At 42.1% G+C, this 14,768-nt stretch carries 19 protein-coding genes; 1 reads left to right on the forward strand and 18 read right to left on the reverse strand.

Annotated elements, in window-relative coordinates:
• Positions 1–21: 21 nt before the first annotated feature.
• The gene (locus AC20OE_RS02660; RefSeq protein WP_341084753.1) at positions 22–756 is read right to left on the reverse strand and encodes a YwmB family TATA-box binding protein; all 735 of its coding nucleotides are present in this window, start codon (positions 754–756) and stop codon (positions 22–24) included.
• 129 nt (positions 757–885) lie between these two features.
• Positions 886–1,116 (reverse strand): DUF1146 family protein, encoded by a 231-nt coding sequence (locus tag AC20OE_RS02665; protein ID WP_341084755.1) that lies wholly within the window; start codon positions 1,114–1,116, stop codon positions 886–888.
• Positions 1,117–1,286: 170 nt separating this feature from the next.
• Between AC20OE_RS02665 and AC20OE_RS02670 the strand changes: the two genes are divergently transcribed.
• Complete coding sequence (locus AC20OE_RS02670; protein WP_058838604.1) at positions 1,287–1,763, forward strand: hypothetical protein; 477 nt, start codon at positions 1,287–1,289, stop codon at positions 1,761–1,763.
• A gap of 42 nt (positions 1,764–1,805) precedes the next feature.
• Here AC20OE_RS02670 and AC20OE_RS02675 read toward each other — a convergent pair whose 3' ends face one another.
• The 16 genes from AC20OE_RS02675 to AC20OE_RS02750 form a co-directional block, all read right to left on the reverse strand.
• Positions 1,806–2,201, reverse strand: a complete 396-nt coding sequence (locus tag AC20OE_RS02675; RefSeq protein ID WP_003214592.1) for a F0F1 ATP synthase subunit epsilon — start codon at positions 2,199–2,201, stop codon at positions 1,806–1,808.
• 24 nt (positions 2,202–2,225) lie between these two features.
• A complete protein-coding gene (atpD, locus tag AC20OE_RS02680) occupies positions 2,226–3,647 on the reverse strand; it encodes a F0F1 ATP synthase subunit beta (protein WP_008354929.1) in 1,422 nt (473 codons plus the stop codon).
• 24 nt (positions 3,648–3,671) lie between these two features.
• The gene (locus AC20OE_RS02685) at positions 3,672–4,538 is read right to left on the reverse strand and encodes a F0F1 ATP synthase subunit gamma (RefSeq protein ID WP_024423727.1); all 867 of its coding nucleotides are present in this window, start codon (positions 4,536–4,538) and stop codon (positions 3,672–3,674) included.
• A gap of 88 nt (positions 4,539–4,626) precedes the next feature.
• Entirely contained in the window at positions 4,627–6,135 is a 1,509-nt protein-coding gene (gene atpA / locus AC20OE_RS02690) for a F0F1 ATP synthase subunit alpha (protein WP_039182105.1), read from the reverse strand.
• Between the two features lie 16 nt (positions 6,136–6,151).
• On the reverse strand, positions 6,152–6,697 hold the full coding sequence (locus tag AC20OE_RS02695; RefSeq protein WP_024426340.1) for a F0F1 ATP synthase subunit delta: 546 nt from the start codon (positions 6,695–6,697) through the stop codon (positions 6,152–6,154).
• On the reverse strand, positions 6,694–7,215 hold the full coding sequence (gene atpF / locus AC20OE_RS02700) for a F0F1 ATP synthase subunit B (protein ID WP_034281220.1): 522 nt from the start codon (positions 7,213–7,215) through the stop codon (positions 6,694–6,696). The genes AC20OE_RS02695 and atpF overlap by 4 nt, the downstream gene beginning before the upstream one ends.
• 120 nt (positions 7,216–7,335) lie before the next feature.
• A complete protein-coding gene (gene atpE, locus AC20OE_RS02705) occupies positions 7,336–7,548 on the reverse strand; it encodes a F0F1 ATP synthase subunit C (protein ID WP_003214968.1) in 213 nt (70 codons plus the stop codon).
• A 48-nt stretch (positions 7,549–7,596) separates the two neighbouring features.
• Positions 7,597–8,331, reverse strand: coding sequence for a F0F1 ATP synthase subunit A (gene atpB, locus AC20OE_RS02710; protein WP_024423730.1), 735 nt, complete (start codon positions 8,329–8,331; stop codon positions 7,597–7,599).
• Positions 8,332–8,338: 7 nt separating this feature from the next.
• Positions 8,339–8,722 carry an ATP synthase subunit I gene (locus tag AC20OE_RS02715; protein ID WP_024423731.1) on the reverse strand — a complete coding sequence of 128 codons (384 nt, stop codon included), beginning with the start codon at positions 8,720–8,722 and terminating at the stop codon, positions 8,339–8,341.
• A gap of 499 nt (positions 8,723–9,221) precedes the next feature.
• Positions 9,222–9,851, reverse strand: a complete 630-nt coding sequence (gene upp / locus AC20OE_RS02720; protein WP_003214553.1) for a uracil phosphoribosyltransferase — start codon at positions 9,849–9,851, stop codon at positions 9,222–9,224.
• Between the two features lie 147 nt (positions 9,852–9,998).
• Positions 9,999–11,246: a serine hydroxymethyltransferase gene (gene glyA / locus AC20OE_RS02725; protein ID WP_034281450.1), complete on the reverse strand. Its 1,248-nt coding sequence runs from the start codon at positions 11,244–11,246 to the stop codon at positions 9,999–10,001.
• Between the two features lie 177 nt (positions 11,247–11,423).
• On the reverse strand, positions 11,424–11,963 hold the full coding sequence (locus tag AC20OE_RS02730; RefSeq protein WP_212043469.1) for a TIGR01440 family protein: 540 nt from the start codon (positions 11,961–11,963) through the stop codon (positions 11,424–11,426).
• A gap of 12 nt (positions 11,964–11,975) precedes the next feature.
• On the reverse strand, positions 11,976–12,425 hold the full coding sequence (gene rpiB, locus AC20OE_RS02735) for a ribose 5-phosphate isomerase B (RefSeq protein WP_003214714.1): 450 nt from the start codon (positions 12,423–12,425) through the stop codon (positions 11,976–11,978).
• A gap of 133 nt (positions 12,426–12,558) precedes the next feature.
• Positions 12,559–13,017, reverse strand: a complete 459-nt coding sequence (locus AC20OE_RS02740) for a low molecular weight protein arginine phosphatase (RefSeq protein WP_059376376.1) — start codon at positions 13,015–13,017, stop codon at positions 12,559–12,561.
• 63 nt (positions 13,018–13,080) lie between these two features.
• Entirely contained in the window at positions 13,081–13,635 is a 555-nt protein-coding gene (locus tag AC20OE_RS02745) for a manganese efflux pump MntP (protein ID WP_039182117.1), read from the reverse strand.
• 60 nt (positions 13,636–13,695) lie between these two features.
• Entirely contained in the window at positions 13,696–14,748 is a 1,053-nt protein-coding gene (locus tag AC20OE_RS02750; protein ID WP_372555783.1) for an L-threonylcarbamoyladenylate synthase, read from the reverse strand.
• Between the last annotated feature and the right edge of the window lie 20 nt (positions 14,749–14,768).

The following is a 14,768-nucleotide window of genomic DNA, read 5'->3' on the forward strand; positions in this document are numbered from 1 at the left end:
CCGCGTCCCAAATTCTCTATATTAATATTCAGTCGTTACGATTGGTGTGCCAACCGTAATCGTATGATTTTCGTTCATTTCCGAACTTCTGATGGCAATTTGAACATTCATTTTATCATTTGAAGTCATAATGAACTGTTCCCACTTCTCTGTGTAAGCGGAAAGCGACACAAAATTAGACTCAACGAGATACTCAACTGGTTTTGCTTGAAATTCATTTGCTAACGTTTCAGCTTTTTTTTGCAAAACAACATCCATCATACCATTTACATGACCATCGAGACAAGTAAAAATTACAATTTTCTCTTGTAATATGCTTTTTGCATGACGTACGAACTGATCATATGTATGCTCCCAGGTATTCAGTGGGCGAGCACCTTTTTGCTCATATAATAAATACGACTTTTGATTTGATTTTGTGTCGGTCTTTACGAGTAAAATTTTCGATTCTGTATCATTTTTTTCATCTTTGTAAATTCCTGTGACTTTGGTGACATGTTGTTCTTTTTTTTCGGTCCACTCATACTGTCGTAGTTCGTCTTTCAAACGTTTCACTTTTTTTGAAAATTGTTCGGATGAAATATCTACATTTGTTTTGGCATGAAGGGTCCATCCATCGACTTCGATTTGCTGGTTTTTCAAACCTTCTGCTATTTGAGCGAGCGGAGAAGATTCTTCCGCACAAGCACCTTGAATCATCAGAACAAAAAAAAGAATAAACGCAAATAATGGCCAACCTTTCAAATACTTTCTCACCTGTCATTCCCCCTTGCTACAAGTGTTGCCGCAAGGAGGTCAATGCATACGTGGAAAAGTCAACAAAAGGCGAGCCTTTTGACCCTTTTTTTTACGTTCCCGCAGAAGCCCGTGACCAAACCTTTTATGTTAGAACATATAAGGAATTTGTCTGGATAAATTTAAGTAATCAAGGAAAAAATTGCTGACCGCAGATGCGATGGCAATCGTAATGAGCATCATCAGCAGCCTTGCTTGAACGATTTTCCCTTTTTTAATGAGTGGATCAATATTTACAGCAAGCAGTGCCCACCATGTAACCGCGATAAAAAATAGGTGAATCACAATGCCCACGATTGCTTGTTGTCCAACGTCTTCCATACAATTGAATCCTCCTTTTATTAATTTCTGTAAAGGAAAACTCCCTTTCATTATATCCTCGAAAATCGGAAAGATGAATCATTTGGAAAAAAGAGCTACATTTAGTGTGAATCCCCTCTTATCCTGATGCCAAGGAGATGATATACTGCGTGTGGAAGGAGCTGAACACATTGAAAGATTCTTTTCCTGACTTTGTTGATTTGTACGGAGAATTGGTTCCCTCATTTGATCATGAATGGGAGGCCATTGCTTTCTACTTTGATTATAGACAGACACAGCTAGAAGAATTAGCACAATTGTGTCATTTTCATAACATTTCTTTGGATTACTCTGAGGAAAGCCTGTATCAGTTAGAATCACTATACTTTGATGCATTGACCAAGCAGCTGTTCGCTGAGTGGAAAATGCCAATAGATGCATTAGAAGCGATGATGAGTGTGTATTTAGGAGAGGTTGTCATCCGTCATCATTCAGATGCTGACTGGGTAGTGCGGCCTTATATGGACTCTTCGCACCAATATACGCTTGGCTTACGCAGAAACAATAAAACATGGCATTGCAGTACGCAATTTTGCGAGCAGTTATATTTAGAAAAGCAAGCAACTCATCCTTATGTGTCGATGTATCAATCTCTCATGTCATCCTAAAAAAAATCCTTCTTATCACTGTGATAAGAAGGATTTTCTGTTTTATTTCCCTGCTACATTTAAACGGTTTAACGCCCGTTTTAATGCGAGTTCCGCCCGGCGTACATCACTTTCATTCGGGTGGTTCAAATGCTCTTCAGCACGCTGTTTCGCTGATTTAGCGCGATCAACATCAACTTTGTCTGATGTTTCAGCGGCCTGAGCAAGAATCGTTACTTGTTCAGGGCGGACTTCAACAAATCCGCCACTTACTGCAACCAATTCAGTTGATCCACTATGTTTTAAGCGAACTGCACCGATTTTTAGCGGAGCAACCATTGGAACGTGGCCAGCTAAAATACCAAGCTCACCGCTTTCTGCTCTTACACTGACCATTTCCACATCCGCTTGATACACTGGGCCGTCGGGAGTAACGATATTGACTTGAACGGTCTTCATGCTTTTACCCTCCTAAGGACCAGATTAGGCCTCTACACCCATCTCTTTGGCTTTTTCAACCACTTCTTCAATGCGTCCAACTAAGCGGAATGCATCTTCTGGAAGGTGATCGTATTTACCAGATAAGATTTCCTTGAAACCTTTAACAGTTTCTTTCAATGGCACATAAGAACCCTTTTGGCCAGTGAACTGCTCTGCTACGTGGAAGTTTTGAGATAGGAAGAATTGAACACGACGCGCTCTGTGTACCACAAGCTTATCGTCCTCAGATAATTCATCCATACCTAAAATGGCAATAATATCTTGTAGCTCTTTATAACGCTGCAATGTTTGCTGCACTTCACGCGCAATCGCATAATGCTCTTCGCCAACGATCTCAGGTGCAAGTGCACGAGATGTTGAAGCAAGAGGATCAACCGCTGGGTAAATACCCATTTCAGTCAGCTTACGCTCAAGGTTTGTCGTTGCATCAAGGTGAGCGAACGTAGTTGCTGGAGCTGGATCCGTATAGTCATCCGCAGGTACATAGATCGCTTGAATCGATGTAACAGATCCTACGTTTGTAGACGTGATACGCTCTTGCAGCTGACCCATTTCTGTTGCAAGTGTCGGCTGATAACCTACCGCTGAAGGCATACGTCCAAGAAGGGCTGAAACTTCAGAACCTGCTTGTGTAAAACGATAGATGTTATCGATGAAGAACAATACGTCTTGACCTTGTTCATCACGGAAATGCTCTGCCATTGTCAAACCAGTTAGGGCAACACGCATACGTGCACCCGGCGGCTCGTTCATTTGGCCGAAGACCATGGCTGTTTTTTCGATAACGCCAGAATCTTTCATTTCGTAGTAAAGGTCGTTTCCTTCACGTGTACGCTCTCCAACACCAGCGAATACAGAAATACCGCCGTGTTCTTGTGCGATGTTGTTGATCAATTCTTGAATCAGAACGGTTTTACCTACACCGGCTCCACCGAATAGACCGATCTTTCCACCTTTGATGTAAGGAGCAAGCAGGTCAACAACTTTGATACCTGTTTCAAGAATTTCAACTTCTGTAGAAAGTTGATCAAAAGAAGGCGCTTGTCTGTGGATTGGATCTCTTTGAGCTTCCACACCAAGTGGCTCATCTAAGTCAATGTTATCTCCCAGTACGTTGAATACACGTCCAAGTGTTACGTTACCAACTGGTACTGAAATTGGTTTTCCAAGGTCTACAGCTTCCATACCGCGTTTCACACCGTCTGTTGATGCCATCGCGATGGTTCTCACTGTATCATCACCTAAATGTAGTGCTACTTCTAAAGTTAAGTCGATATCAACTTCACTTTCGCTTTCCGCTTTATGCGAAACTTTGATCGCATTATAAATCTCAGGCAAGTGACCGTCTTCAAAACGAACGTCTACGACTGGTCCCATGATCTGACTGATGCGTCCTGTTTTCATTGCATTCCCTCCTGACAATTATTTCTATTCTAAGGCAGCTGCTCCGCCGACAATTTCTGTAATCTCTTGTGTAATCGCTGCTTGACGAGCACGGTTGTAAGAGAGTGTCAGGCTGTCGATCAATTCTTTTGCGTTGTCTGTTGCACTCTTCATTGCTGTCATTCTTGCAGCATGTTCACTTGCTTTGCTGTCAAGAAGCGCACCGAAAATCAAACTCTCTGCATATTGAGGAAGGAGAACTTCAAGAATTTCTTCTTCAGAAGGCTCAAACTCATAAGATGCGGAACGTTTATTTGGTGTCGCTGCGGCCGAAAGGTCCGTTAGCGGCAATAATTTCTTCTCTGTTACTTCTTGTGAAATCGCACTGACAAAGTGGTTGTAGAACATGTAAAGTTCGTCAAACGCTTCATCAGAGAACATTTGAACTGTGCTGCTTGCTAATTCTTTAATATCAGCAAACGCTACTTCGTCTCCAAGCCCTGTTACTTCAGAAATAACTGGAATACCACGCTTTTTGAAGAAGTCGCGTCCGATTTTACCAATGACAATCACCGCATATTCATCTGCGGATTGATGACGAGATTGAATGGTTTGGTAAGCGGCACGCAAAATCGAGCTGTTAAAAGGTCCTGCAAGCCCTCGATCAGATGTAATGACGAGATACCCTGTTTTCTTGACAGGTCTTGAAAGAAGCATTGGGTGCTTAGCACTTGTTCCAGTTGCGATTGCAGCAACCACTTCCTGGATTTTCTCCATGTAAGGAACAAAAGACTTCGCATTGTTTTCAGCACGATTCAGTTTCGCAGCTGATACCATTTGCATCGCTTTTGTGATCTGACTCGATTTTTTCGTTGACGTGATCCTTGACTTTATATCGCGTAATGAGGCCAAAGATTTCACCACCTTTTTTCAGGAATCCGTGTTCATTTACGTGAAAAGAGAGAAAAAGAGAATCTTTTTCTCTCGGAAAGATTACTAATTAGTTGCTTGGTGCAAACGTACGTTTAAAGCCTTCGATTGCTGTCTTCCACTCTTCATCAGCAGGCATATTTCCTGTTTGAGAGATTGTGTCAAACAAGCCTTTATGGTTTTCTTCAATGTACATGAATAACTCAGCTTCAAAACGTTTAACATCAGCAATGGCAACATCGTCTAAGTATCCTCTTGTTAGTGCGTAAAGAATCGCTACTTGTTTTTCAACTTTAAGCGGTTTGTTTAAGTCTTGTTTTAAGACTTCAACTGTTCTTGCACCACGGTTTAATTTCGCTTGAGTTGCTTGGTCTAGATCAGATCCAAACTGAGCGAACGCTTCAAGCTCACGATAAGAAGCAAGATCCAGACGAAGTGTACCTGCTACCTTTTTCATCGCTTTGATTTGTGCAGAACCACCTACACGAGATACAGACAATCCTGCGTTTACCGCTGGACGTACGCCTGAGAAGAAGAGGTCAGATTGTAAGAAAATCTGTCCATCTGTGATGGAAATAACGTTTGTTGGGATATATGCAGAAATATCGCCAGCTTGCGTTTCTACGAAAGGCAATGCTGTGATAGAACCGCCACCCTTTTCGTCACTAAGCTTCGCTGCACGTTCTAATAAACGAGAGTGAAGATAGAAAACATCACCAGGGAATGCCTCACGACCTGGAGGACGACGAAGCAATAATGAAAGCTCACGGTAAGCTGCCGCTTGTTTAGAAAGGTCATCATAGACAACAAGTACGTGCTTGCCGTTATACATGAATTCCTCACCCATCGTTACACCTGCATAAGGAGCAAGGTAAAGAAGTGGAGCTGGCTGTGATGCAGAAGCTGTGACAACGATTGTGTAGTCAAGCGCACCATGCTTACGAAGTGTTTCAACAACACCACGAACCGTTGATTCTTTTTGTCCGATGGCTACATAAATACAGATCATGTCTTGATCTTTTTGGTTTAGAATCGTATCGATTGCAACAGATGTTTTACCTGTTTGACGGTCACCAATGATCAATTCACGCTGTCCGCGGCCGATTGGAATCAAGGCATCAATTGCTTTAATTCCTGTTTGAAGCGGCTCATGTACAGATTTACGATCCATAACGCCAGGTGCTTCACTTTCGATTGGACGTGTTTTGCTTGTTAAGATTGGACCTAGTCCATCAACAGGCTGACCAAGCGGGTTCACAATACGTCCGATTAACTCTTCACCTACTGGAACCTCCATGATACGACCTGTACGTTTTACGTCGTCACCTTCGCGGATATCTTTGTAAGGTCCTAAAATAACGATACCTACGTTAGACTCCTCAAGGTTTTGAGCCATACCCATTACACCGTTAGAGAACTCAACCAGCTCTCCTGCCATAATGTTGTCAAGGCCATGTACACGCGCGATACCGTCCCCTACTTGAATGACTGTACCGACATCTTTTACTTCAATTTCTGATTGATAGTTTTGGATTTGCTGCTTTATCAGCGCGCTAATCTCTTCAGCTTTGATACTCACTAAGGTTTCACCCCTTCTAACGATTTTCGCCTGCAAGCTGACGTTCAATGCGGGAAAGCTTTCCGCTGACACTGCCGTCATAAATGCGGTTTCCGATACGGATTTTCACTCCGCCTATTAGATCCTTGTCAATCACATTTTCAACACGCAGTGATGTGACTCCGGCTTTTTTGGCAAATACTTCAGATAAAGATTGGATTTCAGCACCGCTCAGCGGTTTCACTGAATACACGACCGCATCGTCTATTTGTTTCGTACGGTTTGCAAGTTTCACAAACTCAGACGTCATTTCAGAGAAAATATTCGTGCGTCCGCGGTCAATCAGTAAATACATTGTGTGCAATACATAAGTAGAAACACCTTTGAAAGCTTCAGCAATCAACTGTTTCTTTTTGTCTGCCGTAATCTTTGGATGAACAAGGAAGTCATTGAGTTCTTGGTCAGCCTTTAGAACTTTTTTGATCTCATTCAGCTCTTTTTCAGTTTCGTCTACTGCCGAAGAAGCAAGAACGATGTCAAAAAGAGCAGAAGCGTAACGCTTAGAGACAATAGTTACGCTCATCGGCTTTCGCCTGCCTCTTTAAGGTACTCTTGAATCAATTTCTCTTGTGCCTGCTCATCAAGTTCTTTTTCAATCACTTTAGATGCAATCAGCACAGATAGTGATGCAACCTGCTCACGCAGTGCAGCCACAGCTTGTTCTTTTTCTTTCACGATTTCAGTTCTAGCAGACTCTTTCAAGCGCTCTGATTCTTGACGTGCTGCTTGAATGATCTCTTCTTTTTGTTTTTCACCAATCTTTTTCGCATTTTCGATGAGTGTATGTGATTCTTCGCGTGCTTCTTTCAATAAGACACGTTGTTCTTCAAGAAGCTTTTCAGCTTGAACGTGCTTTTCTTCAGCACTTGAAATTTCATTTCCTATATAATCTTCACGCTGCTTCATAATACCTAATAAAGGTTTAAGCGCAAATTTCTTTAAAAGTGCAAGCAAAATGAGCATAGCGATAAGCTGGAATAACATATCACCGGCGTTGAAGCTTAAGCCCCCTGCTCCTAAAACCACTGGTAACTGAGACATTTAGTACGGCAACTCCCTTCTTTAAATAATATGTTAAGAAACAAAACATAAAGGAATGGCGAAGTTTCGAACTAATCTGATCTTCGCCATTAAAATTCATATTAGAACGCTTCTCACATATTAACCAAAGAATGCCAAGAATGCGATAACGACAGCGATAATTGGAAGTGCCTCAACTAAAGCGACCCCGATGAACATAAGTGTTCTTAGTTCTCTACCAGCTTCTGGCTGACGAGCGATTCCTTCAACTGTTTTAGATACGATTAGACCGTTACCAATACCTGCTCCTAGTGCTCCTAAACCGATTGCAATTGCTGCTGCTATTAAATTCATTAAAAAGCTCCTCCTTTAAAATAACGTCCTTTTTGGACTCTCAATTTTTTAGTGTTCGTCGCTGACTTTATGGGAAATGTACACCATTGTCAGCATGGTGAAGATAAATGCCTGGATTGTTCCGACAAACAAACTGAATGCCTGCCATACAATCATCGGCACGATGGCACCTAATGTACCAACGATACCAAGCGCAATGTTTTGCGTGTAGAAATTGGTCGCAAGTCCTGCAAGTAACCCAAGAAGAATCTCTCCAGCGAAAATATTTCCGTAAAGACGCAAACCAAGTGTTAGCGTGTTTGCAAATTCTTCAATGATTTTCAGCGGCACTAAATATGGGATTGGCTTGAAGAAGTCTTTCGTATATTCCTTGACTCCTTTTGCCTTGACACCGTAGAAGTGTGTAAGTCCCATGACCATAATTGCTAGTGTCATTGTGATTGCAGGATCAGCAGTTGGTGATTTCCACCACAAGTTGTGATCGACCGTAATCGAGAATGGCAGTCCAAGCATGTTTGAAACAAATATGTACATGAGTAATGTAACGCCAAGCGCTAGAAATGGGGCTCCTGTTTTCATGTCCATCGAACTACCTATGATATTTCGAACAAAATCAACGATCCATTCCATGAAGTTCTGCGCCTTAGTCGGACGAATAGACAGAACACGAGTAGTCAGCACCGCTATGAGAAGAACGATGATACTAGCAATCGTAATCATGAGAACATTGGATAAGTTGAACGTTAACCCTAAAAATTCTGTAGTTTTTGAACTGTGACCCAAAGAGTATTCACCTCTCTTCCATAGTAGAACGTTTAAGTTGAATGAAGGAATCTATCATAATGACAGGATATATTGTCATTAATCCTATAACAACACCTGCCAGATGAACTTCATTAGGGTAACGCCAAGCAATCGCTACTGCGAGAATCGCGTTGGCCCACCTGGCTGTACTTCCCATTGAACGAATGGATTTTCCTTTTTTAACCGCTCGATCAAAAGCGTGCATTCTCCGTATAAGTAGGAATAAATTAAAGAAAGCAAAAATTGTGCCGATAATGAAACCAAGAAACAGTGGTTTAAAACCAGGCATGGCATAGCCAAACACAAAAATTGCCAATAGATAGAACATGTATTTACTCTGTCTGCGGAAAATCGCGTTTGGATCGTTCATTCATCTGACTCCCGATGAAAAATATTGTAAAAAAGGTGATAAATGGTGATGAAAACTGCGTAGAAGACGCTTATGATAAGCCGTCCTATTCGAAAAAAATCAATCACCCATCGGTCTAATTGCACAATCAGACTTGAAATCTTTAGATCTATGGGATGCTGCTTCATTCGTTGATACAAACCCTGATTATTAAAGGGTTCACAATGAGGATTAGTAGAGTGCTATAGGCTATGAAAACCTTACCATAATACCCTCGTTTAGCATACAATAGCGTCTATGATGTGTCAATCGGTTGAAAGTTAAAAAACTTTTCTATAGTGATAGAGCACACAAAATGTTCACAATTTCATCAAACTTTAGGAGAGATGTGACATTCATTGAAAAAAACAGCCAATGTTCAGTATACAATGATTTTTCTATGAACGGTATCAACCGTTTGTCATATATTTCAAAAAAGCCCACATGCACGTTTTGCATGTGGGCTTTTATTAAGACTTTCTTATTTCGTTCCATACATACGGTCACCAGCATCACCAAGACCTGGAATGATGTAACCTTTTTCGTTTAGTTTCTCATCTAATGCTGCAATGTAGATATCAACATCTGGATGATGCTTTTGCATTTCTTCTACACCTTCAGGGGCAGCAATCAGACACATGAAGCGAATGTTTTTCGCACCGCGTTTTTTCAAGCTGTTTAACGCTTCGACTGCTGAGCCGCCAGTTGCAAGCATTGGATCTACTACGATAAATTCACGCTCTTCCACATCAGATGGAAGCTTCACATAATATTCAACAGGCTTTAATGTTTTCGGATCGCGGTATAAACCAACATGTCCCACTTTAGCAGCTGGAATGAGTTTCAAAATCCCGTCTACCATTCCAAGACCTGCTCTTAAAATTGGCACAACACCGAGTTTTTTACCTGAGATCACGTTTGATTTCGCTACTTGTACAGGTGTTTCTACATCTACCTCTTCAAGCGGTAAATCTCTTGTGATTTCAAATGCCATTAATGTTGCGACTTCATCCACTAGCTCTCTAAATTCTTTAGTTCCTGTATGAACGTCACGAATATATGTAAGTTTGTGCTGAATAAGCGGGTGATCAAATACATAAACCTTTGCCATAGCTTGCTACAACTCCTTTTCTGTCATCTTCCGGTGAACTTTGCACACTTCCTACAATTCTACATAAAAAGACATCATCTTTCAATATGATTCGCAAATCCTACAAAAAAAACCCACATGCCAAAAATAGGCAAATGGGTCTGTTTTTTAATAATCTAATTCGTTATATAGAGGGAAACGAGCCGTAAGATCAGATACACGCTTTTTCGCCTCTTCTAATTTCGCTTCATCTTCATGATGTTTTAGCGCAAGTGCAATAATGGAACCGACTTCTTTCATCGCTTCTTGATCGAAACCGCGGCTTGTTACTGCAGCTGTCCCTACACGTACACCACTTGTGACAAATGGTTTCTCTGGATCATAAGGAATTGCATTTTTGTTCACTGTAATACCGATTTCATCAAGAACGTTTTCTGCAATTTTTCCTGTGATGCCAAGAGAACGCAAGTCAATGAGAACAAGATGGTTATCTGTTCCGCCAGATACAAGCTGAATATCTTCAGATAAAAGAGTTTCAGCTAGTTGTTTTGCATTATCAATGACGTTTTGTGCATATGTTTTGAAATCTCCGTTCAATACTTCACCGAAAGAAACAGCTTTTGCAGAGATGACATGCATGAGTGGTCCACCTTGAATACCAGGGAAGATCGATTTGTCGATCTTTTTACCAAACTCTTCACGGCAAAGAATCATTCCGCCGCGAGGTCCGCGTAATGTTTTGTGAGTTGTCGTTGTCACAAAATCTGCGTAAGGAACTGGATTTGGATGAAGACCTGCTGCAACAAGACCAGCAATGTGAGCCATGTCGACCATAAAGTAAGCACCGACTTCATCAGCAATCTCACGGAACTTTTTGAAATCAATTTGACGTGGGTATGCACTTGCACCCGCAACGATTAGTTTCGGCTTATGTTCACGTGCTTTTTCAAGTACATCTTGATAGTCGATATGCTGAGTTTCTTTATCTACACCATATTCTACAAAGTTGTACTGTACACCACTAAAGTTTACAGGGCTTCCGTGTGTTAAATGTCCGCCATGTGATAAGTTCATGCCCAGCACTGTATCGCCATGCTCAAGAATAGTAAAGTAAACAGCCATGTTCGCTTGAGCACCTGAGTGAGGTTGTACGTTCACATACTCAGCGCCAAAAATTTCTTTTGCGCGATCACGTGCGATATCTTCCACAACGTCTACATGTTCACAGCCGCCATAGTAGCGTTTACCAGGATAACCCTCAGCGTATTTATTTGTTAATACAGAGCCCTGTGCTTCCATGACTGCTTCGCTTACGAAGTTTTCTGATGCAATTAATTCGATTTTGTCCTGCTGGCGTTTCCGCTCTAGTTGAATTGCTTTGAATACTTGTGCGTCTTGCTCAGGTAAATGTTTCATCAGCGAAATCCTCTCCAATCTATTTCCATTCGATGTTTTCACCATCTCATTGTACACGGTTTTTGAGTAAAATGTAAAAGTTTTTTTTGGAAAATCGACTTCTTTTTTATGAAAACCCGAATATTCAAGTGGTAAAGCGTCTTCATCATTCAACATTATATTAGAAATATATCGAAGCTATGATCTTGTATAAACCGCTCTTTCTCCGCCAATCAGCTTCGGACGTGTTTTCGCAAAAGTCACATGTGCATGTCCTAATTGATGACGGCTGAGACGGACAGGTACTGCGACTCTCTTTAAGTGCATCCCAATTAACGTATCGCCGATATCAATTCCAGCATGCGCCTCAATGGATTCGACTAATACAGGATGTTCCATTTGCTGATACGCGTGAGCCGCCATCGAACCACCCGCTTTACGGACAGGTACTGCAGCTACAATCTCCAAGTTAAAACGGAAAGCCACTTCTTCTTCAACGACTAGGGCACGATTTAGATGCTCACAGCATTGAAAGGCGAGCTCAATGCCGGTCTCTCGTCTTAACTGATCCAATTCTTGATAGATGGACGTAGCAATTTGCTCACTTCCTGCAGTACCAATATGCTCACCAGCCACTTCTGACGTACTGCAGCCAATGACTAAGATTTGCCCGGCACGCAATTCAACTGTTTGATGAAACTCTTTTAACATTTCAAGCCAATCTTGACCAATGTTCATATTAAGCGCTCCTTATAGGTGCTTTTCTTCGTAATCAGCAATTTTGCCAATCCGCACAGCATGGCGTCCTGCTGTAAACTCTGTTGTCAGCCAAATGTGCGCAATCTCACGTGCTAATCCTGGTCCAATCACTCGCTCTCCCATTGCAAGAACGTTCGTATCATTGTGTTCTCTAGTTGCTTTTGCACTAAATGTATCATGTGCTAATGCACAGCGAATTCCTTTTACTTTATTTGCCGAGATGCTCATGCCGATGCCTGTCCCGCAAATTAAAATGCCGCGGTCGACTTCTCCGTTTGCCACCATATTGGCTACAGGGAATGCATAATCTGGGTAGTCTACAGAACCTGATCCGCATTCACAACCCATATCAATGTATTCAATCTTCAATTCATCCATCAGTTGTTTGATTTCTTCACGAATATTCGTTCCGCCGTGATCGGATGCAATGGCTACTTTCATCGGGCAATTCCTCCTAAGGGTGAGTTGATCTGTTATATCTTACATTCATTCTTTATTTACAGTTATATTTTAACCTCTGCCTAGTGATTTGCAAACAAAAGCAGAAAAACCGTTGACGCAACGGTTTTACAGGTTATCTATGATGATGATCTTTTTTCAATTTCTCAGCGAGCTGATACAGTAAAGCTTCAAGTTCATCACGAGTTTCCTGATAAACAGAAAGACTTCCGCCAAACGGGTCGGAAACATCACCTTCTGTTCCTGTCGCAAATTCCTTTAAAGTGAAGACCTTGCCTTTTGCATGCGCATACTGCTCAGTAATCAACTGTTTATGCTGCATAGTCATCGTGAAGACGTAATGAGCTTCGCGCAGAAGCTCCTCTGTCAATTTTGATGATGAGTGATTCAGTGGAATGCTTTTCTCAAATAATGCTTCGATCGCTTGAGGAGACGCCTTCCCTTCATCGGAGGCAAAAATGCCCGCTGATTTTACAGTGACCTCTAAACCTTTTTCATCTGCAATGGAAGCAAAAAGGGCTTGAGCCATTGGACTTCTGCATGTATTTCCCGTACAAACAAATAAGATTTTCATCTTTCGCCCTCCTTTTCTTCTATTATATAGCATTTCATTCTACATGTTATGTAAGGAGACTGGCTAGAGCGGAAATAATAATTTGATACCAAAGGCTAGTAAAATGATTCCGCCAAGCGCGCCGCTATATGAACCCACCCATGACCGAACCTGTTTACCGAGTAATAATCCGAGCCATGTGAGAAGCATACTAAAAAAACCAAACAATAATATAGTCATCCACACCTGGGAACCGTAAATCCCGAGGCTTAAACCAACAGAGAAGCTGTCTAGGCTGACACTTGTAGCAAAAAGAACGAGACCAGTCCCAACAGGTGCGATAAAGGGCTTATCCTCTTTGCGGATAGAAGCAACGATCATTTGCAGTCCCAGCACCAAAAGCAGCGCCCCGCCAATATAGGTGGCAAGAAGACCGAGCCATCCGGATAAGAGCTGACCTGTCAGCATACCAAAAAGCGGCATAAACATATGAAATATCCCAATAACAAGTCCAATATAAATGATCTGGCGGAACCTCAGCTGAATCATCCCCATACCAAGTCCAACCGAAAAAGCATCCATTCCAAGTGCAAAAGCCATGATGCTGAGCGTCAGCAATTCGCCAGCTAGTTCGTTCATGTAAATCCCCCTTGGACACACATTCTCCTTTAACCTATGTTTGTCCAAGAAAGGTTAGAACTATTGGAACGAAGGGAGTGTACGCCCTCCTGCGGCTTTTTGCAGACGGTTCATAATAGCAGAACCAACTCCTTTCTCTGGAAAGGCTTCTGAAATAATCAAGTCTACATCCGTTTCATCAAATTGTCTCAGTACACGATAGAGGTTTGCAGCAACTGTTTCAGGTTTTTCTCTCCATCCACAGCTGTACACAACATCTGCCGCAAACAGCGATTTCTTTTCTTCTGTTGTCAGTACTCCGACTTTTAGACCTTCAGCTTTGTATTTCTGAATGTGCCGCTGCATGTCTTCATCACTTCCATGAAAGATATACATCTGGGCTTCAGGTGCATAGTGTGTGTATTTCATACCTGGCGATACTGGCGCCTCGTCCTTTTTTGTCAGCCCCGGATCCACACTCACCGTCCCCACAACCTCTTCTAATGCTTCTTTTGTAATTCCGCCCGGTCTTAAAATCACTGGGGTCTCACCGACACAGGATACAACCGTTGACTCAACCCCAATTCCAGTTTTACCTCCATCCACAATTCCAGCGATTCTTCCTTCGAGATCACTCGCTACATGGTCGGCTTGTGTTGGTGAAGGTTTCCCTGAACGGTTCGCACTTGGTGCAGCAATTGGCAGACCAGCTGCTCGGATGAGCTCAAGCGCAATGGGATGGTCAGGCATTCTCACACCTACTGTGGATAAACCTGCTGTAACCTGCTTGGATAAAGTGTCCGGCTTACACGGAAGAACGATGGTTAAGGCGCCCGGCCAAAAGGCATCCATCAGCGCCTTCGCTTTTTCGCTTTCTATTTGTGCAAATTCGTGAAGCTGCTGAACTTCCGCAATGTGAACAATCAACGGATTATCACTCGGACGTCCTTTCGCTTCATAAATTTTCATCACGGCTTCTGTCTCTTTCGCATTTGCCCCGAGTCCGTAAACGGTTTCTGTCGGGAAAGCAACCACTTCATTTTGCTGCAGCAGATCGGCCGCCTGTTTAATTTGTGGATAGTATGTGGATAAATCCTTTTCTAAATCCACAGACCACCTTTTTGTATTTAACATCCTACAAACTCCTTTTAAAA

Source organism: Bacillus sp. SRI_025, from assembly GCF_057592095.1.